23 protein-coding genes are annotated in these 25,834 nt (G+C 62.2%); 18 read left to right on the top strand and 5 right to left on the bottom strand.

Features of this window, described 5'->3' with window-relative positions; translation table 11 throughout:
• Window positions 1–80: 80 nt before the first annotated feature.
• From E1956_RS29435 to E1956_RS29425, 3 genes are all read right to left on the bottom strand, one after another.
• Complete coding sequence (locus tag E1956_RS29435) at window positions 81–1,577, bottom strand: aldehyde dehydrogenase family protein (RefSeq protein ID WP_134755859.1); 1,497 nt, start codon at window positions 1,575–1,577, stop codon at window positions 81–83.
• 19 nt (window positions 1,578–1,596) lie between these two features.
• Window positions 1,597–2,547, bottom strand: a complete 951-nt coding sequence (gene speB, locus E1956_RS29430) for an agmatinase (RefSeq protein ID WP_134755857.1) — start codon at window positions 2,545–2,547, stop codon at window positions 1,597–1,599.
• Between the two features lie 216 nt (window positions 2,548–2,763).
• The gene (locus tag E1956_RS29425; RefSeq protein WP_134755855.1) at window positions 2,764–3,612 is read right to left on the bottom strand and encodes a helix-turn-helix transcriptional regulator; all 849 of its coding nucleotides are present in this window, start codon (window positions 3,610–3,612) and stop codon (window positions 2,764–2,766) included.
• A 196-nt stretch (window positions 3,613–3,808) separates the two neighbouring features.
• On the opposite strand from E1956_RS29425, the gene E1956_RS29420 reads away from it, so the two are divergent.
• From E1956_RS29420 to idi, 6 genes are all read left to right on the top strand, one after another.
• On the top strand, window positions 3,809–4,153 hold the full coding sequence (locus E1956_RS29420) for a cupin domain-containing protein (RefSeq protein WP_134755853.1): 345 nt from the start codon (window positions 3,809–3,811) through the stop codon (window positions 4,151–4,153).
• A gap of 93 nt (window positions 4,154–4,246) precedes the next feature.
• Window positions 4,247–5,680 carry an NAD(P)/FAD-dependent oxidoreductase gene (locus E1956_RS29415; protein WP_232072136.1) on the top strand — a complete coding sequence of 478 codons (1,434 nt, stop codon included), beginning with the start codon at window positions 4,247–4,249 and terminating at the stop codon, window positions 5,678–5,680.
• 4 nt (window positions 5,681–5,684) lie between these two features.
• Window positions 5,685–6,614, top strand: a complete 930-nt coding sequence (locus tag E1956_RS29410; RefSeq protein WP_134755849.1) for a LysR family transcriptional regulator — start codon at window positions 5,685–5,687, stop codon at window positions 6,612–6,614.
• Between the two features lie 168 nt (window positions 6,615–6,782).
• Complete coding sequence (locus E1956_RS29405; protein ID WP_134755847.1) at window positions 6,783–8,378, top strand: purine-cytosine permease family protein; 1,596 nt, start codon at window positions 6,783–6,785, stop codon at window positions 8,376–8,378.
• A gap of 214 nt (window positions 8,379–8,592) precedes the next feature.
• Complete coding sequence (locus E1956_RS29400; RefSeq protein WP_134755845.1) at window positions 8,593–9,171, top strand: NUDIX hydrolase; 579 nt, start codon at window positions 8,593–8,595, stop codon at window positions 9,169–9,171.
• Window positions 9,172–9,197: 26 nt separating this feature from the next.
• The gene (gene idi, locus E1956_RS29395; RefSeq protein ID WP_134755844.1) at window positions 9,198–9,734 is read left to right on the top strand and encodes an isopentenyl-diphosphate Delta-isomerase; all 537 of its coding nucleotides are present in this window, start codon (window positions 9,198–9,200) and stop codon (window positions 9,732–9,734) included.
• Window positions 9,735–10,635: 901 nt separating this feature from the next.
• On the opposite strand, the gene E1956_RS29390 is transcribed toward idi, so the two are convergent.
• Entirely contained in the window at window positions 10,636–11,250 is a 615-nt protein-coding gene (locus E1956_RS29390) for an outer membrane lipoprotein (RefSeq protein WP_134755842.1), read from the bottom strand.
• A gap of 410 nt (window positions 11,251–11,660) precedes the next feature.
• On the opposite strand from E1956_RS29390, the gene E1956_RS29385 reads away from it, so the two are divergent.
• Window positions 11,661–12,800, top strand: coding sequence for an acyl-CoA dehydrogenase family protein (locus E1956_RS29385; protein WP_134755840.1), 1,140 nt, complete (start codon window positions 11,661–11,663; stop codon window positions 12,798–12,800).
• Between the two features lie 161 nt (window positions 12,801–12,961).
• Window positions 12,962–13,996, top strand: a complete 1,035-nt coding sequence (locus E1956_RS29380) for an alpha/beta hydrolase (RefSeq protein ID WP_167760154.1) — start codon at window positions 12,962–12,964, stop codon at window positions 13,994–13,996.
• Window positions 13,997–14,053: 57 nt separating this feature from the next.
• Here the strand turns inward: E1956_RS29380 and E1956_RS29375 are convergent, their stop codons facing one another.
• Window positions 14,054–15,076: an AraC family transcriptional regulator gene (locus E1956_RS29375; protein ID WP_134755836.1), complete on the bottom strand. Its 1,023-nt coding sequence runs from the start codon at window positions 15,074–15,076 to the stop codon at window positions 14,054–14,056.
• A 215-nt stretch (window positions 15,077–15,291) separates the two neighbouring features.
• Here E1956_RS29375 and E1956_RS29370 point away from each other — a divergent pair, with 215 nt between their 5' ends.
• From E1956_RS29370 to E1956_RS29325, 10 genes are all read left to right on the top strand, one after another.
• Window positions 15,292–16,041 (top strand): electron transfer flavoprotein subunit beta/FixA family protein, encoded by a 750-nt coding sequence (locus E1956_RS29370; RefSeq protein ID WP_134755834.1) that lies wholly within the window; start codon window positions 15,292–15,294, stop codon window positions 16,039–16,041.
• A gap of 15 nt (window positions 16,042–16,056) precedes the next feature.
• Window positions 16,057–17,007 carry an electron transfer flavoprotein subunit alpha/FixB family protein gene (locus E1956_RS29365; protein ID WP_134755832.1) on the top strand — a complete coding sequence of 317 codons (951 nt, stop codon included), beginning with the start codon at window positions 16,057–16,059 and terminating at the stop codon, window positions 17,005–17,007.
• A gap of 150 nt (window positions 17,008–17,157) precedes the next feature.
• On the top strand, window positions 17,158–18,906 hold the full coding sequence (locus E1956_RS29360) for a PHA/PHB synthase family protein (RefSeq protein WP_134755830.1): 1,749 nt from the start codon (window positions 17,158–17,160) through the stop codon (window positions 18,904–18,906).
• 120 nt (window positions 18,907–19,026) lie between these two features.
• Window positions 19,027–19,797 (top strand): enoyl-CoA hydratase, encoded by a 771-nt coding sequence (locus tag E1956_RS29355; RefSeq protein ID WP_134755828.1) that lies wholly within the window; start codon window positions 19,027–19,029, stop codon window positions 19,795–19,797.
• A gap of 59 nt (window positions 19,798–19,856) precedes the next feature.
• Window positions 19,857–20,645 carry an enoyl-CoA hydratase/isomerase family protein gene (locus E1956_RS29350; RefSeq protein ID WP_134755826.1) on the top strand — a complete coding sequence of 263 codons (789 nt, stop codon included), beginning with the start codon at window positions 19,857–19,859 and terminating at the stop codon, window positions 20,643–20,645.
• Window positions 20,646–20,723: 78 nt separating this feature from the next.
• Window positions 20,724–21,866: a Re/Si-specific NAD(P)(+) transhydrogenase subunit alpha gene (locus tag E1956_RS29345; protein ID WP_134755824.1), complete on the top strand. Its 1,143-nt coding sequence runs from the start codon at window positions 20,724–20,726 to the stop codon at window positions 21,864–21,866.
• Window positions 21,867–21,880: 14 nt separating this feature from the next.
• Complete coding sequence (locus E1956_RS29340; RefSeq protein WP_134755822.1) at window positions 21,881–22,201, top strand: NAD(P) transhydrogenase subunit alpha part 2; 321 nt, start codon at window positions 21,881–21,883, stop codon at window positions 22,199–22,201.
• Between the two features lie 14 nt (window positions 22,202–22,215).
• Entirely contained in the window at window positions 22,216–23,667 is a 1,452-nt protein-coding gene (locus E1956_RS29335) for an NAD(P)(+) transhydrogenase (Re/Si-specific) subunit beta (protein WP_134757880.1), read from the top strand.
• Between the two features lie 102 nt (window positions 23,668–23,769).
• Window positions 23,770–24,954 carry an acetyl-CoA C-acyltransferase family protein gene (locus E1956_RS29330; protein ID WP_134755820.1) on the top strand — a complete coding sequence of 395 codons (1,185 nt, stop codon included), beginning with the start codon at window positions 23,770–23,772 and terminating at the stop codon, window positions 24,952–24,954.
• A 98-nt stretch (window positions 24,955–25,052) separates the two neighbouring features.
• Entirely contained in the window at window positions 25,053–25,820 is a 768-nt protein-coding gene (locus tag E1956_RS29325; protein WP_134755818.1) for a 3-hydroxyacyl-CoA dehydrogenase, read from the top strand.
• Window positions 25,821–25,834 lie beyond the last annotated feature (14 nt).

Here is a 25,834-nt window from a genome sequence, read left to right as displayed (position 1 = left end):
GTAGTGCCAGTGCCAGGTATAACTAACTAATTCGAAATGAAGTCAGACGGCGCGGCGCCGTGAAGCGCCGCGCCGCCGCTTTAGCCGATGTCGGCCAGTACGTGCCGCAACTCCTGATAGCTGCGCAGCCCGGCCAGGCCCAACTCGCGCCCGATGCCGCTCAACCCCAGCCCGCCCCAGCAGACTTGCGGGAAGATCAGTTGCGGCGTGTTGATCCACACGAGGCCCGCGCGCAACTGCGCCTTGTAGCGCCGCGCCGCTTCGCGATCGGCGGTCACGACCGTCGCGACCAGGCCATAGCGCGTGTCGTTGGCGAGCGCGATCGCTTCTTCATCGGTGCGGAAGGACTTGACGCATGCCACCGGCCCGAACACTTCGTCGGTCCAGAGCAGGTTGTCCGCCGGCGGCTCCGCAATCACCACGGGTGGCATGAAGAAGCCGTCCGCGCAGGCATGCTCGAGGCTGCCCGAAAACGCGACCGAGGCGCCGGCCTGCACGCCTTGCTCGACGAGCGCCTGCACGCGCGCGCGCTGCGCCGCGCAAACGAGTGGCCCCATCGCGACATTGTCGCTTTGCGGCGGCCCGACCACGAGCGCGCGCACGGCAGTCTCGAACGCGGCCATGAACTTGCGGTACACGTCGTCGTGCACGAGGATGCGCGCGGTGGCGGAGCACATCTGCCCCGCATTTGTGAACGCGCCGCCCACGGCGAGCGTCACGGCGCGTTCGATGTCGGCGTCCGCGCGCACGATGAGCGCGGACTTGCCGCCCAGTTCCAGCGTGAGGCGCTTCATGTCCTGCGCGGCTGCCTGCATCACCTTGGTGCCCGACGCCGTGCTGCCCGTGAACGAGATCTTGTCGACGAGCGGATGAGCGGTGAGCAGCGCGCCCACAGCGCCGCCGCCGTTCACGAGGTTGACGACGCCTGCGGGCACGCCCGCTTCGTTGATGATCTCGGCGAGCAGGTGCTCGACCGGCGAGGTGATCTCGGAAGGCTTGAGCACCACCGTGCAACCGGCGGCCAGCGCCGGGGCGATCTTCCATGCCGTGGTGACCATCGGGAAGTTCCACGGCACGATCAGCGCGGCCACGCCGACGGCTTCATAGAAGCGCTCGCCGGTCACGGTATCGTCCGGCAGCGCGAGCGCTTCGGGGGCGAAAGCCTTCTCGTCGAGACACAGATCGGCGTAATAGTTGAACGTGGCGGCGGCGTCGCCCACGTCGATGTCCGCTTCGATCGGCGGCTTGCCGCTCACCTGCATTTGCATCGCGGCGAGGCGCGCGCGGTTCGCCTCGATCAGCCCGGCGATCTTTTTCAGCAGCTTGCCGCGCGCGGCGGGCGTCGTGCCGCGCCACGCGGCGAGCGCCTTATGTGCAGCGCGCACGGCCGTGTCGACGAGCGCGGCGCTGGCATGCTCCTGCCAGCCGATCGTGGCGCCCGTCGAGGCGTTGAAGATGGGCGTTGCGTCGTGCGCGCCGCCTTCGCTGCTCACCAGCTTGCCGGCGATGGTCGCGGCGGGCAGGACGAAGACGTTTTCGTCGGCGGCGGGCGTCGCTAGCGTAGATATCGTAGCCATCGTATGGGTCTCTCCGGTTTTAGCGGTACGCCACGCCCGGCATGACGCAGAGCATTTCGTAGGCGAGATTCGCGCCCACGAGCGCGGTCGTGCCGGCCTGGTCGTAAGGCGGCGCAACTTCCACGAGATCGGCGCCCACCAGATTGAGGCCCTTCATGCCGCGAATGATTTCGAGGCCCTGCTGCACGGTGAGGCCGCCCACTTCGGGCGTGCCCGTGCCGGGTGCGAACGCGGGGTCGAGCCCGTCGATGTCGAAGCTCAGATACACGGGCGTATCGCCCACGCGCGCGCGCACTTCTTCCATCAGCGGCGCGAGCGACTTGTTCCAGCAGGCTTCGGCCTGCACGACGGTGAAGCCCTGCTTGCGGCACCAGTCGAAGTCCTCGGCGTGATAGCCGGTGCCGCGCAGGCCGATCTGCGTGACCTTATCGCACTGGAGCAGGCCGTCTTCCACCGCGCGGCGGAACGGCGTACCGTGCGCGATCTTCTCGCCGAACATCGTGTCGTTCACGTCGGCGTGCGCATCCACGTGCACCACGGCCACCTTGCCGTACTTCTTGTGCAGCGCGCGCAGGATCGGCCACGCGATCGTGTGATCGCCGCCCAGCGTGATCGGCCGGCAGCCGTTCGCGACGATCTCGTCGTAGGCCTCTTCGATCAGGCGGATCGAGTCCTTGAGGTTATAGGGGTTGGTCGCGACGTCGCCGATATCGGCCACTTGCAGCGAATCGAACGGCGCCGCGCGCGTCGCCATGTTGTACGGGCGCAGCAGCACCGATTCCGAGCGGATCTGGCGCGGGCCGAAGCGCGCGCCCGAGCGGTTCGAGGTGCCGATATCGAGCGGCACGCCCACGAAGCAGGCGTCGAGGCCTTCCGTGGTGGCGGCGTGCGGCAGGCGCATCATGGTGGCGATGCCGCCGAAGCGCGGCATGTCGTTGCCGCCGAGCGGCTGGTTGAGTTCGCGTTGCATGGACCGTGTCTCCGATTGTGGGTGATGCGACCCGATGATGGTAGGCGAGCCGCAGCCCGTGTAAATAATGAAATTCAGATGTTCACATCGATTCGAGTCGATGTAAGCGGGGCATTACGCCGGCGATGAAGAGGGGTATTCCGGGAGGGGCGGCGCGCAAGCGCGGCTGCGCCAATGCAGGCGGCGTTGCCGGTGTTTCGGGCGTTGGCGGGGCGGTTACAGCGCGTGCAGCAGGGGCGCGCCGTGCCCCCAGGCGACCAGTTCGCGCTTGGTGCGCACGCCCAGCTTGGCGAAGGCGCGCTTCACATAGGTCTCGGCCGTGGCCGCGCGCACGCCGACGATTTCGGCGGCCTCGGGCACCGTCTTGCCCGTGATGAGGTGCGCGCAGATTTCGTATTCGCGCTTCGAGAGGCGCACGCAGTCGGCCGCGATGCGCGCGTCGAATTGCGCGAGCGGGTGCAGAAACGAGGTCGGATGCGCCACGCGCTTGGCCGCGCTGGTCGAGGCATGCAGCTCGAGCAGCGGAAACAGAAAGTCGCTCACATTGCGAAACAGGCTCATTTCCGCGAGCGAAAACGGCGGCGCGTCGAGCGAGCGCTCGATCGCGATGGAATGCTGGGCGTGGCGCGTGCCGCGCGCGAGCACGCATTCATGGGCGATCAGCGCCTCGTCGAACAGCCGCTGGCGGAACTCGCCGGGCGGAATCGCGCCGATGTCGCGCACCACCAGCATGGTGCCGATCTTGCCACGAATGCCGGCAAACAGCGGATCGCTTTCGTAGAAGCGATCGTAGTAGAGCGTCATGACCTCGGAGATCGTGCCGGTGTCCATGCCCACGCCGCTGCTGCCGATCCATTCGCAGCGAAAGCCGTTGGGCATCGTGCTATCGGCGCGCGAGCGCTCGAGGTGCACGACGTTCAGCGGAATGACTTCGTTGAGCAATAGCGTGAGACGCCGCACGAAATCGGGCGTGCCGACGGCTTCAATCACATTGCCGAGCGTCTTGAACGACAGCGGGAAATTATTCGAGGATTCGCTTACTTGCGGGGGGACGGAGATCTGCATGGCGTGCCCCAATTGAAAGGCGAACCCATTATAGCCGAAGCGTTGCAAGCGCCGTTGCACGTGCAGTTGCACCCGCCGTTGCACGCGCCCCGAATCCGTCGAAACGCAGCTTGTCCCCCCTGAGACAGGGCATACCGGGACAGCGCGAATCGGTAACTTTGCGCTTACCGATCCAATTGAACAAAACAGGACATTTATGAGCAAGCTGATTCAGGACATCGTGCAACTGGGCGCAGGTCTGGGCGAATTCACCAAACTCGAATTCGGCATGGACGAAAGCGACTGGCGCGCCACTGAGGGACAGAGCGGCAAGTACGCGATCGGCTGGTGGGAAGGCAAGGTGGGCGCGGTGGATTTCCCCGCCACGACCGCCGACGAAGCCGTCTGGCTCGTCGAAGGCAAGATCGCGCTGATCGACGTGAACGGCGGCCGCAAGGAATTCAAGGCAGGCGAGGGCTATCTGCTGCCGGCGGGCTTCGCGGGCCGCTGGGAGACCCTCGTGGACGCCAAGAAGTTCTACGTCCTGCTCGAACAGCAGTAAGCCGCGCCGCCCCGTGCGGGGCGGCGCCTTTCCCTCACGCCTGAAGCAGCGAAGTCCATCATGAGTGAAAGCGCTCAACTCTACGAAGCCGGCATGCCGGCGCCCGCCGCCGCGCGCAAGGCGGCACGCAAGCCTAGCGCATTGAGCGTCGAAGACGCGCTCTCGCGCACCAAGCTCTCCCCGTACTGGCTCGACAATCCGGCTCAGCCGGCCGCCGAGCCCAAGCTCACGCGCGACACCACTGCCGATCTGCTGATCGTCGGCGGCGGCTTCACGGGGCTCTGGGCCGCCGTGCAGGCGAAGGAGCAGATGCCCGAGCTCGACGTGGTGGTGATCGAAGCGGGCCGCGTCGCGCATGGCGCTTCGGGCCGCGCGGGCGGCATCATCTCGACCTCGGTGATGCACGGCCTGCCCAACGCGGTGCGCGTGTTTCCGAACGACATCGCGCAGCTCGAGGAATTCGGCCATCGCAATCTGGACGGCTTCGAGGACACGCTCAAGCGCTACGACATCGACGCCGACATCGAATGGAATGGCGAAATGACGGTGGCGGTGGATCCGGACCACGTCCAGCACCTGCGCGCCGACTACGATCTGCACACCGAATATGGCCACGATGTGGTGCTGCTCGGCGAGCAGGCCACGCGCGAGCAGTTGGATTCGCCGCTCTTCGCGGGCGCGCTGTGGTCGCGCAACCGCAGCGGCATCGTGCACCCGGCCAAGCTCGCGTGGGGTCTGAAGCGTGCGGCGCTCTCGCTGGGCGTGCGGCTCTATGAGCACACCCCGCTCCTGAGCGTGAAGGACGAAGGCGAGACGGTCTACGTCAAGACGCCCGATGGCAGCGTGCGCGCGCCGCGCGTGCTGTTCGGCAGCGGCACGGCAAAGGTTGGCATTCCTGACATCAACCGGCGCGTGCTGCAGGTGCGCGATCACGTGCTCGCCACGGAGCCGCTCACCGAAGAGCAGCTCGAGCGCATTGGCTGGAAGAACCGCCAGGGCATTTACGACACGCGCACGCAGCTTAACTACTTCCGCCTCACGAAGAACAACAACATCATCTTCGGCGGCCTCGTGAGCTATCACTTCGACGGCGATCCGAACCCGCAGCAGGACCAGCAGCGCGAAACCTACTACCGGCTCGCGCAGGCGTTCTACAACACCTTCCCGCAACTGTGCGACGTGCGCTTCTCGCACGCATGGGGCGGCCCGATCGACTACTGCTCGCGCGGCTCGGTGTTCGCCAAGCGTTACCTCGGCGGCAAGGGCGTGTTCGTGGCGGGCTACACGGGCTTTGGCGTGGCGGCGAGCCGTTTCGGTGCGTTCATGGGCCTGAACATCCTGTTCGGGCGCAACAGCCCGGAACAGGCGCTCGATATCGCCAAGCTGAGCCCGACGTACATCCCGCCCGAGCCGGTGCGCTGGCTGGCGGCGAAGGTCACGTTCCATGCGTTCGACGGCGCCGACGCCGAAGGCGGCTGGAAGCGGGCATGGATCAAAGGCATCAAGGCCATGGGTTTTCCCATGTAGCAGCATGTTTTCCAATACCTCTGACCTCGACCTGCGTCTCGTGCGGGTCTTTCTAGCCGTGGTGGACGCGCGCGGCATCACCGCCGCCGAAGCCACGCTCGGTGTGCGCCAGTCGACCATCAGCGCGCAGCTTTCCGCGCTCGAAGCGCGGGTGGGCTTCACGCTATGCGAGCGCGGGCGCGGCGGCTTTCGCCTGACTTCGAAGGGCGAGCGCTTCGTGGCCTCGGCGCGTGCGCTGGTTGCGGCGACTTCGCAGTTCGTCGCACAAGTGCGCGATATCGACCGCAAGCTCGTGGGTACGCTCTCGATCGGCCTGATCGGGCAGGCCTCGCATGTGGAGAACGCGCGGCTTGCCGAGGCGATTGGCGCGTTTCGCAAGCGCGACCAGGCCGTGCGGTTCGCGATGCGGGTGGCGCCGCCGCAAGAGCTCGAAGAAAGCCTCGTGAATCAGCAGCTCGATCTCGCGATTGGCTACTTCTGGCATCGCCTGGCGGGCCTCACCTACACCGAGCTTTTCAGCGAGCGCCAGGTGATCTGCTGCGGGCGCGGGCATCCGCTCTTTCACGCGGAGCCTCACGTGACGCTCGATGCGCTGCGCGCGCACGACTGGATCTGGCGCAGCTACCCGGTGCCCGAGGAGCTCGCGAGCATCGGCGAGCGCCAGGTGACGGCGATTGCGGACAGCATCGACGCAGCCACCGTGCTGATTCTCTCGGGCAGCCATATCGGCTATCTGCCCGAGCATCATGCGCAGCTGTTCGAGCAGCGCGGCCTGATCCGGGTGCTGGGGCGCACGGCGTTCGGCTTCGACGTGCCGATGCATCTCGCCATCAAGCGGGGCATGGAAGACAAGCCCATCGTGAGCGCCTTTTGCGAGGACTTGCTCAATGTGTACGGCGCGCATGCCGAAGAGGAGGAGCGCGCATGCGCGTGACGCGGGCGGCAATACATTGCGCACGCATGAAGTAAACGTTTTGAATAAGCAATACGGCGCGTATTCGACTGATTTAGAGTGAGCGCCTGAAATGAATACCGAGCGCCGGCCGGCCCCAGAGCGATCCTCACGGCCGTATCGGGCCGGCGCTGCAAGGAGTGAGACATCTTGGCTGAAAATACCAGTATTACGCAGATCGAAACATTCGGTTTCGAGCGCATCCCCGACGCCTCGCGCTACGCGCGCCCCATCGATCTCTTCCGGCTGCTGTTCGGCGGCTGCAATACCTTCTCCACCTCGGTGCTCGGCAGTTTCCCCGTGCTGGTCGGCCTCTCGTTCAAGGCGAGTTTGTATTCGATCGTCCTCGGTGTGCTCGTGGGCACCTGTATTCTCGCGCCGATGAGCCTGTTCGGGCCGCGCAACGGCACGAGCGACCCGGTGTCATCGGGTGCGCACTTCGGCATTCACGGGCGGATCGTGGGCTCATTTCTCGCGCTGCTCACGTCCATTGCGTTTTTCTCGCTGGCGGTGTGGAGTTCGGGCGACGCGCTCGTGGGCGGCGCGCACGACCTCGCGAACGTGCCCGTGAATGTCTGGACGCTCGGTTTCTCGTACATGGTGTTCGCGGTGCTCGTGCTGGTCGTCTGCATCTACGGGTTCCGCTTCATGCTGTGGGTGAACAAGATTGCCGTGTGGGCTGCCAGCTTCATGTTCATCCTTGGCGCGTTTGCGTTCGCCAATGCCTTCGACGTCAACTATGCGGGCACGCTGCATCAGGGCGGCGCGGGATTCTGGGCCGCGTTCGTGGGCTCGGTGCTCGTCGCGCTGAGCAACCCGGTGTCGTTCGCCTCGACGCTCGGCGACTGGGCCCGCTACATTCCTGAGACGACGCCACGCCATCGTGTCATGGGCGCCGTGTTTGCCGCGCAGATCGCCACCTTCGTGCCGTTCTTCTTCGGTCTCGCCACGGCCACCATCATCGCCACGCACGCGCCCAGCTATATCACCTCGAACGACTACGTGGGCGGCCTGCTCGCGGTCTCGCCGCGCTGGTTCCTGCTGCCGATGTGCCTGATCGCGATTGTCGGCGGGATGTCGACGGGCACTACCGCGCTCTATGGAACGGGCCTCGACATGTCGAGCATGTTCCCCAAGCTGCTCAACCGGGTGCGCGCGACGCTGCTGATTGGCACGCTCGCCATTGGCTTCATTTTCGTCGGCCGCTTTGCGTTCAACCTCGTGGAAAGCGTTTCGACGTTCTCGACCCTTATCTGCACATTCAGCTGCCCGTGGATGGCGATCATGGTGATCGGCTTCCTGCAGCGGCGCGGCTTCTATCTCACGGACGACCTGCAGATCTTCAATCGCGGCGGACGCGGCGGCCATTACTGGTTCACGCATGGCTGGAATCTGCGCGCGATGGGTGCATGGCTGCCTGCCGCGTTCATTGGGCTGTCGTTCGTGAATCTGCCGGGCCAGTTCATCGGGCCGCTCGGCAATCTCGCAGGGGGCTGCGATTTGAGCGTGCCGGTTTCGCTGATCGTGGGCGGCGTGCTTTATGTGGCGCTGATGTGGATGTTCCCCGAAGCCGATGCCGTGTACGGGCCGCAGGGACGCCGCTTTGTGCGCGGCGGGCAAAAGCAAGTGCGTGTGTCCGCACCGGTCCCGGCCAAGGCAACGGCTACAGCTTCGGCAAGGATGCGCGATGAGCGCGACGAGGCCGGCAAGCGCGCGGCGAGCCGCGTGCCCGAATATGCGGAATAGTCCTTCGGGGTAGAGGACTGCAAACAAAAAATTCGGAGAAAGCGCTGGACGGGGCGGTTGATGCACAAATAACCGTGGAGGTCATGGGAGAATCTGAGCGCCGGGTTCGTCCCTATCCACGGAGCATCAACGAGGCCCAGCACCGTGCAAACAGCCGTCACGAAGAACGGTGATTTCCTATAATGAATGCCGATTTCCGCACCAGGAAGCGAGCATGAACGGCGGCGCCCCGACGATGCTGATTGCATCGGACTACGTACTGAGAGAGCACGACATGGTCGTGCGCAAGGACTGGTTGCGCGTCGACGAAGCCCAGCCACCGCGCAGCGCCTGCGTGCTTGAATATCCCGACTGGGTCAGCGCCTTTGCGCAGACGCGCGAGGGCGACGTGCTCTTCGTGCGGCAGTATCGCAATGGCACCCGCGAAAGCGGGCTCGAGATTCCGGGCGGCTGGATGAGGCCCGAGGACGGCGGCCCCGAAGCCGCCATCCGCCGCGAGCTGCGCGAGGAGACGGGCTATGGGTTCGAGGCGCTCACGCCGCTCGTGAGCGTATCGCCGAATCCCGCGACGCACGCCAACCGGCTGCATTGTTTTCTCGCCACCGGCGGCGAGCGCCTGGGCGCGCCGCTGCCGGACGCCGACGAGCAAATCGATATCGAGCGCCTGCCGCTGGAGCGTGTCTGCGCGCTGCTCACTTCCGGTGGACTCCTGAACAATGGACATCTGACCTGCGTGTTCTATGCGCTGATGCGTCTTGGTGTGCTGGGCTGGATTCAAACACTGCGGCGCTGATGCCGCCAGGGCAACGGAGCGGACCTATGGCCGATATCGAGGTGATCCTGGTTGACGAGCACGACCGCGAAGTGGGCACGATGGAAAAGCTGACGGCGCACGAGCAGGGGTTGCTGCATCGGGCGGTATCGGTTTATGTGTTCAACGCGCGAGACGAGTTGCTGTTACAGCGGCGCGCGGCCGTGAAATATCATTGTGGCGGGTTGTGGACTAACACGTGTTGCGGGCATCCGCTGCCCGGCGAGCGCACGGTTGACGCGGCACAACGGCGGCTGCGAGAGGAAATGGGCCTCGGGTGTGAACTGGCCAAGGCGTTCGAGTTCAGCTATCGGGCGGAATTGCCGGGGGGGCTCGTTGAGCACGAGTACGGGCATATCTTTTTTGGACGCTCGGATAGCGTTCCTGAACTGGATGCCGATGAGGCCGACGCATTCATGTATTGCTCAATCGACGATATTCGCGGCGGGTTTGTACGGACGCCGCAGGTTTATACGCCGTGGTTTCGGCTTGTGTTTCCGACTGTGCTAGCGCATTTCTCGCCGCTGAGCGCGACGCAGTCGTGATCGGAGCGCGCTGCTCTGGCGCTATTGCCATGCATGGTGCGAGTGGCGCTCGTCTTCAATCTATTGTGGCGTTGGCCTTAACTTGGATTCGCGGCGGGCCGCAGGCGTTGCCCCTGTGCGGGGCGGCACCTACTTTTCTTTGCCGCGGCAAAGAAAAGTAGGCAAAAGAAAGCCGCTCAAACCGCCAGTGTGACGCAGTTCACCACTGCCCTGTATTTCGGAGCGGCTCCGGAGCGTCTGTCACCACGGGGCGTATAGCGGAGTGACTAAGGACTCATTCATCCGGCGGCGCTGCGCGCGCCGTGGGGCATAACCCAAACCGGGGGAGGCGCGCGTTTTCGTAGGAGTCCAGCGTATTCAATCGGCGGCCCGCCCATGCATTCGCCAGCCAGCCCGACCGTGCATTCACTAGTCAGCACCCCAACGCATTTACCGGTAGAACCCCAACGCATTTACCGGCAGAACCCCAACGCATTCGCTGGCAGAACCCCAGTGCATTTGCCAATTAGCACTCCCGCGCATTTTCCGGTCCGCACCTTCGCGCACTTACCGGACGATGCCTCCAGCGCATTCGCCGGCCAGCCCGCTTGGCTTTCCTTGCAGACCCTTCCGCCCGCGCGTAGCGCGTGGCGGGAAGGATGAGCCCCTTGTCACTAGCGCGGAGAGTGCGAGGACACGGATGCCCCGGAGCCGCTCCGATATGCAGGGCAGTGGGGGACAGCGTCACACTAGCGGTGTGAGCCGCTTTCTTTTGCCTACTTTTCTTTGCGGCTGCAAAGAAAAGTAGGTGCCGCCCCGCACAGGGGCAACGCCTGCGGCCCGCCGCGAAAACAAGTTAAGGCACAAAGTGCACCCGCATAAGCGCCATCAATCAGGATAGCGAACCAAGCGCGCCAGGCGCTCAATACCTAGCCAGCTGATTACCATTCACCTGAACTCGATCGCCAGGCCGCAGATCCCCCGGCGTCGGCACATTGAACGACCGCATCGAACCATCGCTCAACCGCACATCGATACGATAGCCCGCGGGCTGTCCCATCTGCTGGCCGATCTGATTACCGGCATAAGCGCCGCCGAGCGCACCGATAACCGTCGCCGCATCACGACCATGCCCGCCGCCAAACTGATTGCCAACCACGCCGCCAACGAGCGCGCCCACCACGGTGCCCGCAATGCCCGAAGCGCCCGCAGCATTGCTGATCGGGCTGATATTCGCAATCGTGCCGTACTGCGCGCCATATTGATTGCCGTATTGCGAGTTGTACTGGCCCCCGTACTGGCCGTTGCTTTGCGTGTCATACGGCTGTTGCGGCGGGGGCGGCGGCGCATAGGCGGGCTGTTGCACGGTGCCCGGCTGCGCGTAGGCAGGCTGGGCATAGGCGGGCGCCTGGCCCTGGTAGCCCTGCTGCGCGCCATAAGGCGCATAGCCCGGCGCAACACACGCCGTCAACGAAAGGCTTGCGGCGGCGGCAAGGGCGGCGATCAGGGCGGACTTGGTAGAGAGCATGGGCATCACGGTGTTGTGTGCATCGGCGTCGCACCAGGCGCGTCGAGCATGAGTAGTAAGGCGAATGCGCGGGAGTATAAGGAAAGGCCGCCGGCCCGTGCACGGCCCACGCGTAACAACATGTATCTTGTGTATCCAATAAAATCAAATGCTTATAAAAATGCTCCGCGCCAGGTGGACTGCGTGTGCGGTGTCGCGACAACGCCGTTACATCGCTAACCGTGCGGTTACGCGTTGCGGCCGGCGACTCCTGGCTCGCCCGCGAATTGCAATTTCGGTCAAGCAGATTGACCGAGTCGAACATCCCCTTTTCGATTGCTGGTGGCTAAACTTGGCACCACGCTTGCACCACCGTCCCAGGCAGCCGGCCTTGGCGATTTTCCCAAGGTGCATGGGCATGGTCGACGGAGGGATACGCGATGGAAGAGTTCTACACCGAAGAGCAAAGAATGATCCGTGATGCAGCGCGCGAGTTTGCTCGAGAGCAGCTTGCCCCCAATGCGGCGCAATGGGAGAAAGACCACTGGATAGCCGATGCGGCGGTCGCGCAGTTGGGAGCGCTGGGGTTGCTCGGAATGATCGTCCCTGAAGAATGGGGAGGCTCCTATACGGACTATGTCGCGTATGCGATTGCCGTTGAAGAAATTGCAGCCGGTTGCGCAGCAACGGCCGCAATGATGAGCGTGCATAGCTCTGTAGGCTGTGGACCCATCCTGAACTTCGGGAACGATCGCCAGAAGCAAACGTATCTTCCAGACATGGCGCGTGGGCGAAAAATCGGCTGCTTCTGCCTGACTGAACCACAAGCGGGCTCCGAAGCGAATAACCTCAAAACGCGCGCTGTTTTGAAGAATGGGGCGTGGACGCTCAATGGCAGCAAGATGTTCGTGACGAACGCCAAACGGGCGAAGGTTGCGATCGTGTTCGCCGTTACGGACGCCGAGCTCGGCAAGAAAGGGCTTTCGGCGTTCATCGTTCCCACGGATACCCCGGGCTTTATCGTCGGCCGGCCAGAGCACAAGCTTGGCATTCGTGCCTCCGACACCTGCGCCGTAACGCTGGAGGATTGCACGGTTGCCGAGGACCAGCTCCTTGGGGAGCGGGGCAAGGGTTTGGCCATCGCGCTCTCTAACCTTGAAGGCGGACGAATTGGCATCGCGGCGCAGGCGGTCGGTATCGCCAGGGCGGCGTTCGAGCAAGCGCTGGCCTATGCCAGGGATCGGAAGCAGTTCGGCACCGCCATCGTAGACCACCAAAGCATCGGCAATATGCTCGCAGACATGACGACCCGCATCAATGCCGCACGTATGCTGATTCATCACGCAGCACGTTTGCGTACGCTTGGAAAGCCGTGCCTTTCGGAGGCCTCGCAGGCCAAGCTCTTTGCCTCCGAGGTCGCGGAGTGGGTCTGCACAAAGGCGATCCAGATTCACGGCGGCTACGGGTATCTGGAAGACTATCCGGTGGAGCGACACTACCGGGACGCGAGAATTACGCAGATCTATGAAGGGACTAGCGAGATTCAACGTATGGTGATCGCGCGTAGTCTCAAGGACTGAGCGTGTGTTTGCCAATGCTGGACGTTTGAATGGAGTGCGTCCCTATTGTTGATTTATTAAGGCATCCAAAATAATATTCAGCGCACAGAACGACACTCAACCCGGCGTCTCGACGGATCTCACGTAGAGACCCGGTGGATATGCGGAAGAAGGGAGCGAAAATGACAAAAACAGTCCCATCGTCGAACCTGATTTGCGAAGACTTCTACGTGCCATCGGAGCCTTCCAGTGTTCAGATTCACCTCCGGCGCAAATGCTTGTCACCCGAGGTGAGTCGCGGCAATCGCGCTGTGACGATATTTGTTCATGGCGCCACGTTTTCGGGCGTATCCGCGTTCGACACCCCGCTGCGCGGTGGCTCGTGGCTCGATTTCGCAGCGGCACACGGTCACGATGTCTACGCCGTCGACATTCGTGGCTACGGTCTTTCGTCGCGCCCGCCGATCGATGATGAAGCGAGGCCGGCTAACCGGCCCCACGCACGTACGGCGGAAGCGATTCTCGATCTGAGCGCTGCGGTAGATTGTGTCCTTGCTCGCACCGGTGCGCAAAGCGTGAATCTTGTTGGGTGGTCTTGGGGTACGGCCATTTGTGGCGGTTACACCGCAAGGAACAACTCAAAGGTGCGGCGACTGGTCATGTACGCGCCGTTATGGAAGATTTCGCCGCCACTGTGGACGGCACCGCCGCTATCCTTGGCTGAAAAGATGTGGATGTCGGCATTGGGACCGCTCATGGTATCGACGCTTTCCTCATATCGGAAGGTTACGCTCAAAGACGCCCGCAGGCGCTGGTTTCGCGGGGTAGATGCAAGCACCGCGCAACTCCTTTGTCCGGAGGACGAAATCAACCAGTGGTGGGAGCATGCACTGAGCACGGATCCCCTTGGTGCGTCGCAGACGCCGCCCGTGCTGCACGCTCCGAACGGCGTGCTGGCGGATCTGACTCAATATTGGGCCGCAGGCATTCCCACCTACGAACCCCAAGGCATTGAAGTTCCGGTCTTGGCTATTCTGGGCGAATGGGATGTCGATACACCCGTACGCATGGCGTCCGAGCTCTTTGAGCGTTTGACTGGAGCGCCTTATAAGCGTCTGGAGGTATTGGGCCAGGGAACGCACTCGATGTGTCTCGAAGTCAACCGCTTCGAGCTCTACCGGCGCGTCGAGCATTTCCTGAGCGCGTCATTGCCGTGAAGCGAGGATGTGCATCGCGGAAAGGACCGCATACACGGTATCACCTGAAGGCATAGCTCATTTGGCCAGCTTATGCTTTTCACTCCGGTAGTCGCTGGGGCGCAGTCCGGTCCACTTCTGGAAAGCCCGGTAGAACGCACTGGGTTCGGCGAACCCAAGCTCTTGCGCGATCAGGCCGATGGGGCGGTCGGACCCTTGAAGCGCGCCTATTGCAAAATCGCGTCGGACATGGTCCTTAATGGAGAGGTATGTCTGCCCTTCGGTTCTGAGCCGCCGTCGCATCGTTGCCTCCGAAAGGCGGAAGTGCTTTGCCAGCTCACTTGACGAGGGCCACTGTTCGGCCGGATTTTCTCGTAGAAGTCGTCGGACCCGCGCGGCCAGCGAGTCGGGATTGCGGTATTTGACGATAAAGTTGCCCGGTGCATCCCTTAGAAAAGCTTTGACAGAATTTTTGGTTTGAACAACGGGTAAATCGATAAAGTCATCGGTCAAGTCAACGTACGTCGTGTCTTGTCCAAATGTCATGTCTTCGCAGAACAGCAGCTTGTATTCGTCAACAGCAGCCGGCTCGGAACACTGGAAGCATGCCCGCAAGACAGAGATGCGATTGCCCACGAGCCAGCAGACGAGTCCGTAAACAAGCAGAAAGTAAGTTGCATAAGCAAACATGCTTGGCGCTTGCTTGTGCTTCGAATGCACAAATTCCAGTCGAACGCTTTTGTCTTTCGCGCTAACTCGCACGAAGATGTCATCGAGTACAAGACGCATGAACCCCACCGCGCTTGCGAGAGCCCGACCGCCAGTCTGAGCAGTGAGTGCGGTGCGCGTCATCGCGATAAAGCCACCGCTTCTCATCGGGTGAGAATCTTGTCCGAAGAATTCGTCATCCATGGCTCGGGCGATACCGTTCCACAGCGTTCCATACTGCTCGGAGGTAATACGGCTTCGCGGTGATGCGAGGACGGCCGGGGCGATGCCCGCGGCCTCGAGTAGAGGACCGGTATCCAGGCCTCCGCGCCGAGCGAGGTTCAACGTCTCCTCGACGAGGACCACCGAAACGGTTCCCTTTTCACTTTCCATGCCTATTGTGCGCGTCTGAAGTGTTCGCCTAAATCGCGTATGGCATTAACGGTCACGTCAAATGACCGCGCCGAGCATCCCAATTTCAACAGGGCGTGAATACACTGCAAGCCAGTGCCTTCACCTGCCCGAGCGGCTTGCCACAGTATAGGCTCTTGCGGCGAGGTGTGGGGGAGCGATGAAAGTTCAATGCGCATGCGAACAGAGATCAGGTTATGAAAGTCGTCGTAGCAGTGAAGAGAGTGATCGATTACAACGTGAAAGTCCGCGTGAAATCGGACGGTACGGGTGTCGATATCGCCAACGTCAAGATGTCGATGAACCCGTTCGACGAAATCGCCGTGGAAGAGGCCGTGCGCCTGAGGGAAGCCGGCGTCGTCACCGAGGTGATCGCCGCCTCCGCAGGTGTCGCACAGGCCCAGGAAACGCTGCGCACGGCGCTGGCGATCGGCGCGGACCGCGCGATCCTCATCGAGTCGAATGAAGACCTGCAGCCGCTCGCCGTGGCGAAGCTGCTCAAGGCGGTCGTCGACAAGGAGCAGCCGCAGCTCGTGATCCTCGGCAAGCAGGCCATCGACGACGATTCGAACCAGACCGGCCAGATGCTCGCCGCGCTGGCGAATCTGCCGCAAGCGACGTTCGCTTCGAAGATCACGATCGCCGATGGCTGTGCCACGGTCGCGCGTGAAGTCGACGGTGGCGCGGAAACGCTCTCGCTGAAGCTGCCGGCCGTGGTCACGACGGACCTGCGCCTGAACGAGCCGCGCTACGTCACGCTGCCGAACATCATGAAGGCGAAGAAGAAGCCGCTGGAGACGATCAAGCCCGAAGACCTTGGCGTCGATGTCACGCCGCGTCTGAAGACCCTGAAGGTTGCCGAGCCGCCCAAGCGCAGTGCGGGCGTGAAGGTGCCAGATGTGAAGACGCTGGTCGAGAAGCTGAAGACCGAAGCCAAGGTGCTGTAAGGGAAACGAACCAAAATGACGAATCTGGTTATTGCCGAACACGACAACGTGTCGATCAAGGTTGCGACGCAGAACACGGTGGCCGCCGCGCAGAAAATCGGCGGCGACGTGCATGTGCTGATCGCGGGCCACAACGCCCAGGCTGCCGCAGACGCGGCCGCGAAGATCGCCGGTGTTTCGAAGGTGCTGCTGGCCGACGCGCCGCAGCTCGAGCAGGGCCTCGCGGAGAATGTCGAAGCGACGGTCCTTGCGATCGCAAAGAACTACACGCACATCCTGGCGCCGGCTACGGCCGCGGGCAAGAACGTCACGCCGCGCATCGCCGCGAAGCTGGACGTCGCGCAGATCTCGGACATCACGGCAGTGGATGCGCCGGACACGTTCGAGCGTCCGATCTACGCGGGCAATGCCATTGCTACGGTTCAGTCGCAAGACCCGATCAAGGTCATCACGGTTCGCACCACTGCATTCGACGCTGCGGCGGCCGAAGGCGGCAGCGCAGCGGTGGAGAAGATCGAGGCGGCGGTAGACAGCGGCCTCTCACAATTTGTGAGCCGCGAAGTCACCAGGCTCGACCGTCCGGAACTCACGAGCGCGAAGATCATCGTCTCGGGCGGCCGGGGTCTGGGCAGCGGCGAGAACTACACGAAGGTTCTGGAGCCGCTCGCCGACAAGCTCAACGCCGCACTGGGCGCCTCGCGCGCGGCAGTCGACGCGGGCTACGTCCCCAACGACTACCAGGTCGGCCAGACCGGCAAGATCGTCGCGCCGCAACTGTACATCGCGGTGGGCATCTCGGGCGCGATCCAGCACTTGGCAGGCATGAAGGACTCGAAGGTGATCGTGGCGATCAACAAGGACGAAGAAGCACCGATCTTCAGCGTGGCCGACTACGGCCTCGTGGGAGATCTGTTTACGCTGACCCCCGACCTTGTCGCCGCAATCGACGCTCAGGGATCTGACTGAGATCTCGTCCGATATACAAGGCAACTGGGTGCGTTTTGGCGCGATGGTCATAGCCTGATATACAGGAATGCATATTATTTTAATCGCGTGAAGAGAGTGAATAATTTGAATGAGTCAGAGTAGAGTCATCTGACCATTGAGGAAAATGTCATGCAGTCGACCATCGGTAGTATTAATCTCGATAGTTTATTCCAGGCGCTCTGGCAGGCACAGCAAGACTATCTGACCGAAGCCGCCAGGCGGGCCGGCGTGCTCGGCGATTCCGTGTCGAAAAATCCGGCAATAGAATCAGGTCGGCTCTTGCTGGATCTCTATAGATTAAACGCAGGTAAAGTTGCTGGAATCGAAGGCGAGTACATCGAAAAGCAGTTTGCGCTGTGGTCGAGCATGTGGATGAAGAACACCGCGGGTTCTGTCGTTGACACTCAAAAGGGTGACCGGCGCTTCGATGCTCAGGAGTGGAAGGACTATCCATTGTTCGATTATATCAAGCAGTCGTATTTGCTTGCATCTGACGCGCTCCTTCAGGTGATTGACTCCGCGAACATGGACGAAAAAGACAAGGAGGAAGTGGCGTTTGTCGCTCGCCATTTTCTTGATGCCATGTCCCCAGCCAACTATGCGCTCAGCAACCCGGAAGTCCTCAAACTGGCGATTGAGACAAAGGGGCAAAGCCTCGTAAGCGGCCTGAAAATGATGGCTGAAGATATCGGAAAAGGATATCTCTCCATTTCTGACGAGGCGGCGTTTGAGGTGGGTGAGAATCTTGCCAATACGCCCGGCATGGTTGTCTACGAAAATGAGCTGATCCAGCTAATCCAGTATCGAGCGACGACCGAGAAGGTGCATGCCGTTCCCCTGGTTATCGTGCCTTCCGTAGTGAACAAATTCTACATACTGGACCTCGCACCCGAAAGTTCGTTCGTTCGCTACTACGTATCGCAAGGGTATACCGTTTTTATCGTGTCGTGGCGTAATACCTCGCCCGCGTCGCAGCACCTCACGTGGGATGACTACGTCGAGAAGGGCGTGATTGCGGCGATCGAGGTAGCGTCGGAGATCACGAAGCAGAAGAAGGTGAATGCACTAGGCTACTGCGTTGGCGGCTCTCTGCTAGCTTGCGCGCTCGCGGTGCTGGCTTCAAAGGGCAAATATCCGGTCGCCAGCATGACGCTGCTCATTGCCATGCTGGATTACGCCAACCCGGGCGAGATCGGCGTGTATCTACGCAATGCCTTTCTCGATCAGCGATTGAAAGCGCTCTCCCAAGGTGGAGTTGTCTCCGGAAAGGAGCTTTCGCGGGCTTTTGCCAGCCTGCGCGCGAACGACCTCGTGTGGTCCTTCGTGATCAACAATTACCTGAAAGGCCAGAAGCCGCAGGCATTCGATCTTCTCTATTGGAACAGCGACGACAGCAATTTGCCGGGACCGATGTTCTCATCCTACTTGCGTGACTGCTATGCGGAAAACAAGCTGGTGCAGCCCGGGGCCATGACGGTGTGCGGTGAGCCGGTAGACCTGGATTTGATCGATGTGCCAACTTACGTTTTCAACGCCAGCGAAGATCACCTGGTGCCCTGGAAGTCCGGATACGAGAGCGTGAAACTGTCAAGGGGCAAGGTCGAGTTCGTACTGGGTGGAGGCGGCCACATCACGGGTCCCGTCAATCCATTTTCGAGGAATAAGCGTAACTATTGGGTCGACGGAGATGTGGGTGGCAGCGCCGACGAGTGGCTTGCCAGCGCGCAGTCAATGCCGGGAAGCTGGTGGCCGCATTACGCCGCGTGGCTCAAAGGGCATTCCGGAAAAGAGGTCTCGGCGCCGGAGAACGTCGGCAATGGAAAATATCAAGAGATCGAGGCCGCGCCGGGTCGTTACGTCAAAGAACGCGAAATCTGATGTCGAGGCCATAAAACATCAATCCAGACACGATACGCGATCTTCATGTAGACGTTCGTGCGTGCAAGCGTCTCGCGTTGACGAGGTGTGTCGTACCTATTCAGTTATTGGAGAGAAAGAATGATCGATTTCCGGAAGGAGGGCCACACGGCGGTCCTGACCATCAACAATCCGCCCGCAAATACCTTCACCGCTGAAAGTCTGCTAGCGCTGAAGGAGATGGTCCGCACATTGAATGACGATCGGGACATCTACGCCGTCGTGGTGACGGGTGAAGGCAACAAGTTTTTCAGCGCGGGCGCGGAGTTGAAGCGCTTTGCGGCAGGCGACAAAGTAGAGGCGCGCCTGATGGTGCAAAGATTCGGCGAAGCATTTGAAGCACTGCAGGAGGCACGCCCGGTTGTGATCGCCGCAATCAACGGCTACGCAATGGGCGGGGGACTGGAGTGCGCGCTTGCTTGCGACATTCGCGTTGCCGAGGAACAGTCGCAGATGGCTTTGCCGGAAACCGCAGTGGGCTTGCTTCCGTCCGGATGTGGCACTCAGACACTGCCCTGGCTGGTGGGCGAGGGCTGGGCCAAGCGCATGATCCTGACCAACGAACGGGTGAATGCCGAGACGGCCTTGCGCATCGGGCTGGTGGAGGAGGTTGTGGGCAAGGGCGAGTCGCTGGATGCGGCGCTAAAAATGGCGGAACGCGTCGCCAGCCTGAGTCCGCAGGCGGTCGCGTTCAGCAAGCAACTGATCCACAGCGCGCGTCAGGGTATCCCCCGCAAGGCGGCACTGGCGTTGGAGCGCGAGCGATTCATCGACCTCTTCGATGGGGATGATCAGCGCGAAGGCGTCAACGCCTTTCTGGAAAAGCGCAAGGCGGTTTGGAAGAACGGCTAAGGCGACGTCGAACGTACCGGGTTCAGATTCCGAATCCGCTTTACACGGACCAGAAATAAATGGAAAGCAAGATTACTCTGACCTCAAACGGCGACATCGCAGTCGTTACGATGAGCAATCCGGAGCAGGCGAATGCAATCGACATTCCGTTCTGTGACGAGTTGCTGCGCGTGCTGGATGACATCCGGAATACCCCGCGATTTCGCGCCGTGATTCTCCAGGCGACAGGGAAGATATTTTCTGCGGGCGGGAATCTGGTTCAGATTCTCGAGGGGCTGGAGAACGCCGATGGCTCTCTCGAGAAGCTCATTAATGCGCTCCACGCTGTCATTCTGTCGATCAGGCGGCTGCCGATACCGGTGATCGCCAGTGTGCAGGGTGCAGCAGCAGGTGCGGGTTTTTCGCTGGCAATGGCATGTGACTGGGTTGTGGCGTCAAAGTCTGCCCGTTTTGTCGTTGGCTACGCGCAGTTGGGGACTTCAAGTGACGGAGGGCTCTCTTTTCATTTGGCACGGCGTTTGGGCTCTGCGCGCGCGTTGCAGATTTTGCTGGGCAGCGGTGCGTTGAGCGCAGACGAAGCGGGTGCGTTAGGGCTGGTCCAGTGTGTCAGCGATCCGTCTGCCGTGGAAGGCGATACGCTCGCGCTTGCGCGCAAGGTCATAGAAACGCCAGGGGCGGCGGTCAGGGAGTTCAAGTCTCTCGTGGGCGAGGCTTCAGAGAGTGGCCTTGAACAACATCTCGAGCGCGAAAAGCAGGCGTTTCTGAGATGCGCGTTGACGGATGAATTCCGGCAACGCGTTACCGACTTCGTTGGGCGTTCGAGTCCGGGAAAAGCGCCGAAAAACTGAAATGGAGCGCTCAGATTGGCGGAGCGAAAACGGTCAATAAGTGTAGGAAAGCTAAGGAAATAGAAGGAGGATTCAGCGATGCGCATCGGAGTGCCAGCGGAGACGCGGGCGAACGAAACACGCGTGGCCGCGACACCCGAGACGGTGAAGAAGTACGTCGCACAGGGTCACACAGTGACGATTCAGGCAGGCGCCGGCGCCGGCGCGAGCTTTCCCGACGAGGCCTATGTGGCCGCGGGCGCGCAGGTCGCGGATGCGGCCGCCACCTTCGGCGCCGAGCTCGTGCTCAAGGTCCAGTCGCCTTCGGTCAGCGAGCTCGCGTTCATGAAGCGCGGCGCGGTGCTGGTCGGCATGCTCGATCCCTTTAATGCCGAGAATGCGCAGAAGCTTGCCGAGGCCGGGCTTACCGCCTTCGCGCTCGAAGCCGCGCCACGCACCACGCGCGCGCAGAGCCTCGACGTGCTGTCCTCGCAGGCCAACATTGCCGGCTACAAGGCGGTGCTCGTGGCCGCCAACCATTATCCGCGCTTTACGCCGATGCTCATGACGGCCGCCGGCACTGTGAAGGCTGCGCGCGTGTTGATCCTGGGCGCGGGCGTGGCAGGTCTGCAGGCGATTGCCACGGCCAAGCGCATGGGCGCCGTGATCGAAGCTTCGGACGTGCGTCCTGCGGTGAAGGAGCAGATCGAGTCGCTCGGGGCGAAGTTCGTCGACGTGCCGTACGAAACCGATGAGGAACGTGAAGCGGCGCAAGGCGTGGGCGGCTACGCGCGGCCGATGCCGCCCTCGTGGCTCGCGCGCCAGTCGGCTTTGGTGCACGAGCGCGCGAAGCAGGCCGATATCGTGATCTCCACCGCGTTGATCCCCGGACGCGCCGCACCGACGCTGATCTCGATGGAGACCGTGCAGGCGATGAAACCGGGTTCGGTGCTTGTCGACCTCGCTGCAGGACGCGGCGCGGAATACGAAGGCCGGCGCGGCGGCAACTGCCCGCTCACCGAAGCGGACCAGATCGTGGTCAAACACGGCGTGACGATCGTCGGCCATACAAACCTGGCCGCGATGGTGCCCGCGGATGCCTCGTCGCTCTACGCGCGCAACCTGCTCGACTTCCTGAAGCTGATCGTGACCAAGGAAGGCGCGCTGAATATCGATCTCGCGGACGACATCGTCGCGGCCACGCTGCTGGCCCGCGACGGCGCCGTCACGCGCAAGACCTGAGAGGAGACCCGGCAATGGAACTGATCAACCATACCGTCATCAACCTGATCATCTTCGTGCTGGCCGTCTATGTCGGCTATCACGTGGTGTGGAATGTCACGCCGGCGTTGCATACGCCGCTCATGGCCGTGACCAATGCGATCTCGGCCATCGTGATCGTGGGCGCGATGCTGGCCACCGGGCTCACGGTCGGCACGCAGGGCAAGTTCTTCGGCACCTTCGCCGTGCTGCTCGCGGCGGTGAATGTGTTCGGCGGCTTCCTCGTCACGCGGCGCATGCTGGAGATGTTCCGCAAGAAGGAGCCGAAGAAGGCGAGCGCGAAGGAGGGTGCATGATGGGGCTTAACTTCGTGAGCGTGAACGTCGTTACGCTGCTCTACCTGGTGGCGTCGGTCTGCTTCATCCAGGCGCTCAAGGGCTTGTCGAACCCGCGCAGCGCGCGCGCCGGCAATATGTTCGGCATGGTGGGCATGGCAATCGCCATTCTCACCACCATTGCGCTGATCGCGAAGCAGTCCGCGCAGTTCGGCTCGAATCTCGGGCTCGGCCTCGCGCTGCTGTTCGGGGCGCTGGTGGTCGGTGGCGGGCTCGGTGCGTTTGTCGCCGCGCGCGTCGAGATGACCAAGATGCCCGAACTCGTCGCGGCCATGCACTCGCTGATTGGTCTCGCGGCGGTGTGCATCGCGTATGCGGTGGTGTCGGAGCCAGCCGCGTTCGGGCTGGTTGCCGCAGATGCGCCGTATCCTGGCTTCCTGCCGTATGGCAACCGCATCGAGCTGTTCATCGGCACGTTTGTGGGCGCGATTACGTTCTCGGGTTCGGTGATCGCCTTCGGCAAGCTCTCGGGCAAGTACAAGTTCAGGCTGTTCCAGGGCGCACCGGTGGTCTACGGGGGCCAGCACCTGATCAACCTGATGCTCGCGCTCGGCATGATCGGCTTCGGCATCCTGTTCTTCCTGACGCAATCGTGGCTGCCGTTCATCATCATGACGGCGATCGCGTTCGCGCTGGGTGTGCTCATCATCATTCCGATCGGCGGGGCGGACATGCCTGTCGTGGTGTCGATGCTGAACTCGTATTCGGGCTGGGCGGCGGCGGGCATCGGCTTCTCGCTGAACAACGCGATGCTGATCATCGCCGGGTCGCTGGTGGGCTCCTCGGGTGCGATTCTCTCGTACATCATGTGCAAGGCGATGAACCGCTCGTTCTTCAACGTGATTCTCGGCGGCTTTGGCTCGGAAGCGGGCGCGGCGGCTTCGGGCGGTGCGCAGGAGCAGCGCCCGGTGAAGTCGGGCTCGGCCGACGATGCCGCGTTCATGCTGGGCAATGCGGAGAGTGTCGTGATCGTGCCGGGCTACGGTCTCGCAGTGGCGCGCGCGCAGCACGCGTTGAAGGAGCTGACCGACAAGCTCGTCGAGAAGGGCGTCGACGTGAAGTACGCGATTCACCCGGTGGCGGGCCGCATGCCGGGGCACATGAACGTGCTGCTCGCGGAAGCCGAAGTGCCGTACGAGATCGTCCATGAGATGGAGGACATCAACGGCGAATTCGGTCAGGTCGACGTCGTGCTCGTGCTCGGCGCAAACGACGTGGTGAACCCGGCGGCGAAGAACGATCCGAAGTCGCCGATCGCGGGCATGCCGATCATCGAGGCGTACAAGGCGCGCACGATCATCGTGAACAAGCGTTCGATGGCGGCGGGCTACGCAGGCCTCGACAACGAGCTGTTCTACATGGACAAGACGATGATGGTGTTCGGCGATGCCAAGAAAGTGATCGAGGAGATGGTGAAGGGAGCCTGACGCCTGCAATCCGGCGTCGAATCAGGTTCTCACCGCACCAGAAAGGCGGCTGTGTTCATCGCCCATTGACTGATTTTTTGTTGTTCAATTTGGAGAGGTACTGTGTCTCAGCGCGAAATCTATGTAGTCGGCGCCGCCCGCACCGCAATCGGCACCTTTGGCGGCGCCCTCAAGGACGTCCCCAACACGAAGCTCGCCACGACTGCCGTGCGGGCGGCCATCGAGCGAAGCGGCGTGGCTCCCGATGCGATTGGCCATGTGGTGATGGGCAACGTGATCCCGACCGAGCCGAGCGACGCCTATTTGAGCCGTGTGGCGGCCATCGACTCGGGCTGTCCCATCGAAACGCCGGCCTTCAATGTGAACCGTCTGTGCGGCTCGGGCCTGCAAGCCATCGTGTCAGCCGCGCAGGCCCTTGGGCAGGGCGATTGCGATATTGCAGTCGGTGCCGGGTCCGAGTCCATGAGCCGCGGCCCCTACCTCGATACTGCCGCACGCTACGGCGCGCGCATGGGTAACTCGGAGCTAATCGATTACATGGTGGGCATTCTGCACGACCCGTGGGAAAAGATGCACATGGGCATCACGGCGGAGAACGTGGCCCAGCGATATGGCATCTCGCGCGAGCAGCAAGATGTGCTGGCAGCCGAGAGCCACCGCCGGGCTGCAGTCGCCATCGAAGAGGGGCGCTTCAAAGAGCAAATCGTCCCTGTCGAGATCAAGACGCGCAAGGGTTTGGTGCTGTTCGACACAGACGAGCACGTGCGTGCTGCCACCACTGTCGAGACGCTCGCCGGCATGAAACCGGTCTTCAAGAAGGACGGCACGGTGACCGCCGGGAACGCCTCGGGGATCAACGACGGTGCCGGTGCCGTGGTGCTCGCAACCGGCGATCGGGTCAACGCGCTGGGTCTCAAGCCGCTTGCGCGCCTGGTGGGATACGCACATGCCGGCGTGGAGCCGGCCTTCATGGGCATCGGCCCCATTCCCGCCACGCGAAAGGTTCTGGAGCGCACCGGCCTCAAGATCCAGGACATGGACGTCATCGAAGCCAACGAGGCCTTCGCCGCGCAGGCCTGTGCCGTGATCGGCGAGCTGGGTCTTGATCCGGCAAAGGTCAATCCCAACGGCTCGGGTATCTCGCTCGGTCATCCCGTGGGTGCAACGGGCGCGATTATCACGATCAAGGCAATTGCGGAATTGCATCGCACGGGCGGCCGCTATGCGTTGGTCACGCTGTGCATTGGCGGTGGTCAGGGCATTGCGGCGATCTTTGAACGCGTCTAGAACGGCGCCCATAACGCGCGGAAGTTTTTATACGCGTCTGTATCACATGCAAGGTATTCGTCCGTGAATTGACGGGCTGACGATTTGGAGAATGGAAGATGGAGATTCAAGGCAGGACTTTTCTCATTAGCGGCGGCGCCAGTGGATTGGGTGCCGCGACCGCACGCATGATCGTGGGTCATGGCGGCAAGGCGGTGCTCGCCGACATCAACGGGCAAGCGGGCGAGGAATTGATAAGCGAACTCGGCTCAGCCGTGCGATTCATCCAGACCGATGTGACCGACGAGATTTCCGTGGAGCGTGCGGTGGCGCTCGCTGCCACCGAGTTCGGCGGTCTCCATGGACTGATTTGCTGCGCCGGCGTGGCAACAGGTGAAAAGATACTGGGCAAGCAGGGACCCCATGGGTTGACGAGCTTCGTCAGGACAGTCCAGATCAACCTGATTGGAACGTTCAACATGATCCGCCTGGCCGCTGAGGCGATGCGTAACAATGCGCCCAATGAGGAGGGCGAGCGTGGCGTAGTGGTCACCACCGCATCGGTTGCGGCATTCGACGGGCAGATTGGTCAGGCCGCATACGCGGCCTCGAAAGCCGGTGTGGTCGGTATGACCTTGCCCATTGCGCGTGAACTGGCCGCTTACGGCATCCGGGTGATGAGCATTGCGCCCGGCATCTTCGAGACGCCTATGTTGATGGGGTTGCCAGCGGACGTGCAGGCGTCGCTCGGCGCGCAGGTACCCTTTCCCTCGCGCCTCGGCAGGCCGCGTGAATATGCACAGCTGGTGCAGTCCATCGTCGAAAACCCGATGCTCAATGGCGAGGTCATCCGCCTGGACGGCGCGATCCGGATGACGGCGAGATAGAACGGCTTCCGGTG

The sequence above is a fragment of the Paraburkholderia pallida genome, assembly GCF_004524855.1.
Lineage (GTDB): Bacteria > Pseudomonadota > Gammaproteobacteria > Burkholderiales > Burkholderiaceae > Paraburkholderia > Paraburkholderia oxyphila.
Note: the sequence above shows the minus strand (reverse complement) of the source record. Positions and strands in the feature narration are given on the sequence as shown.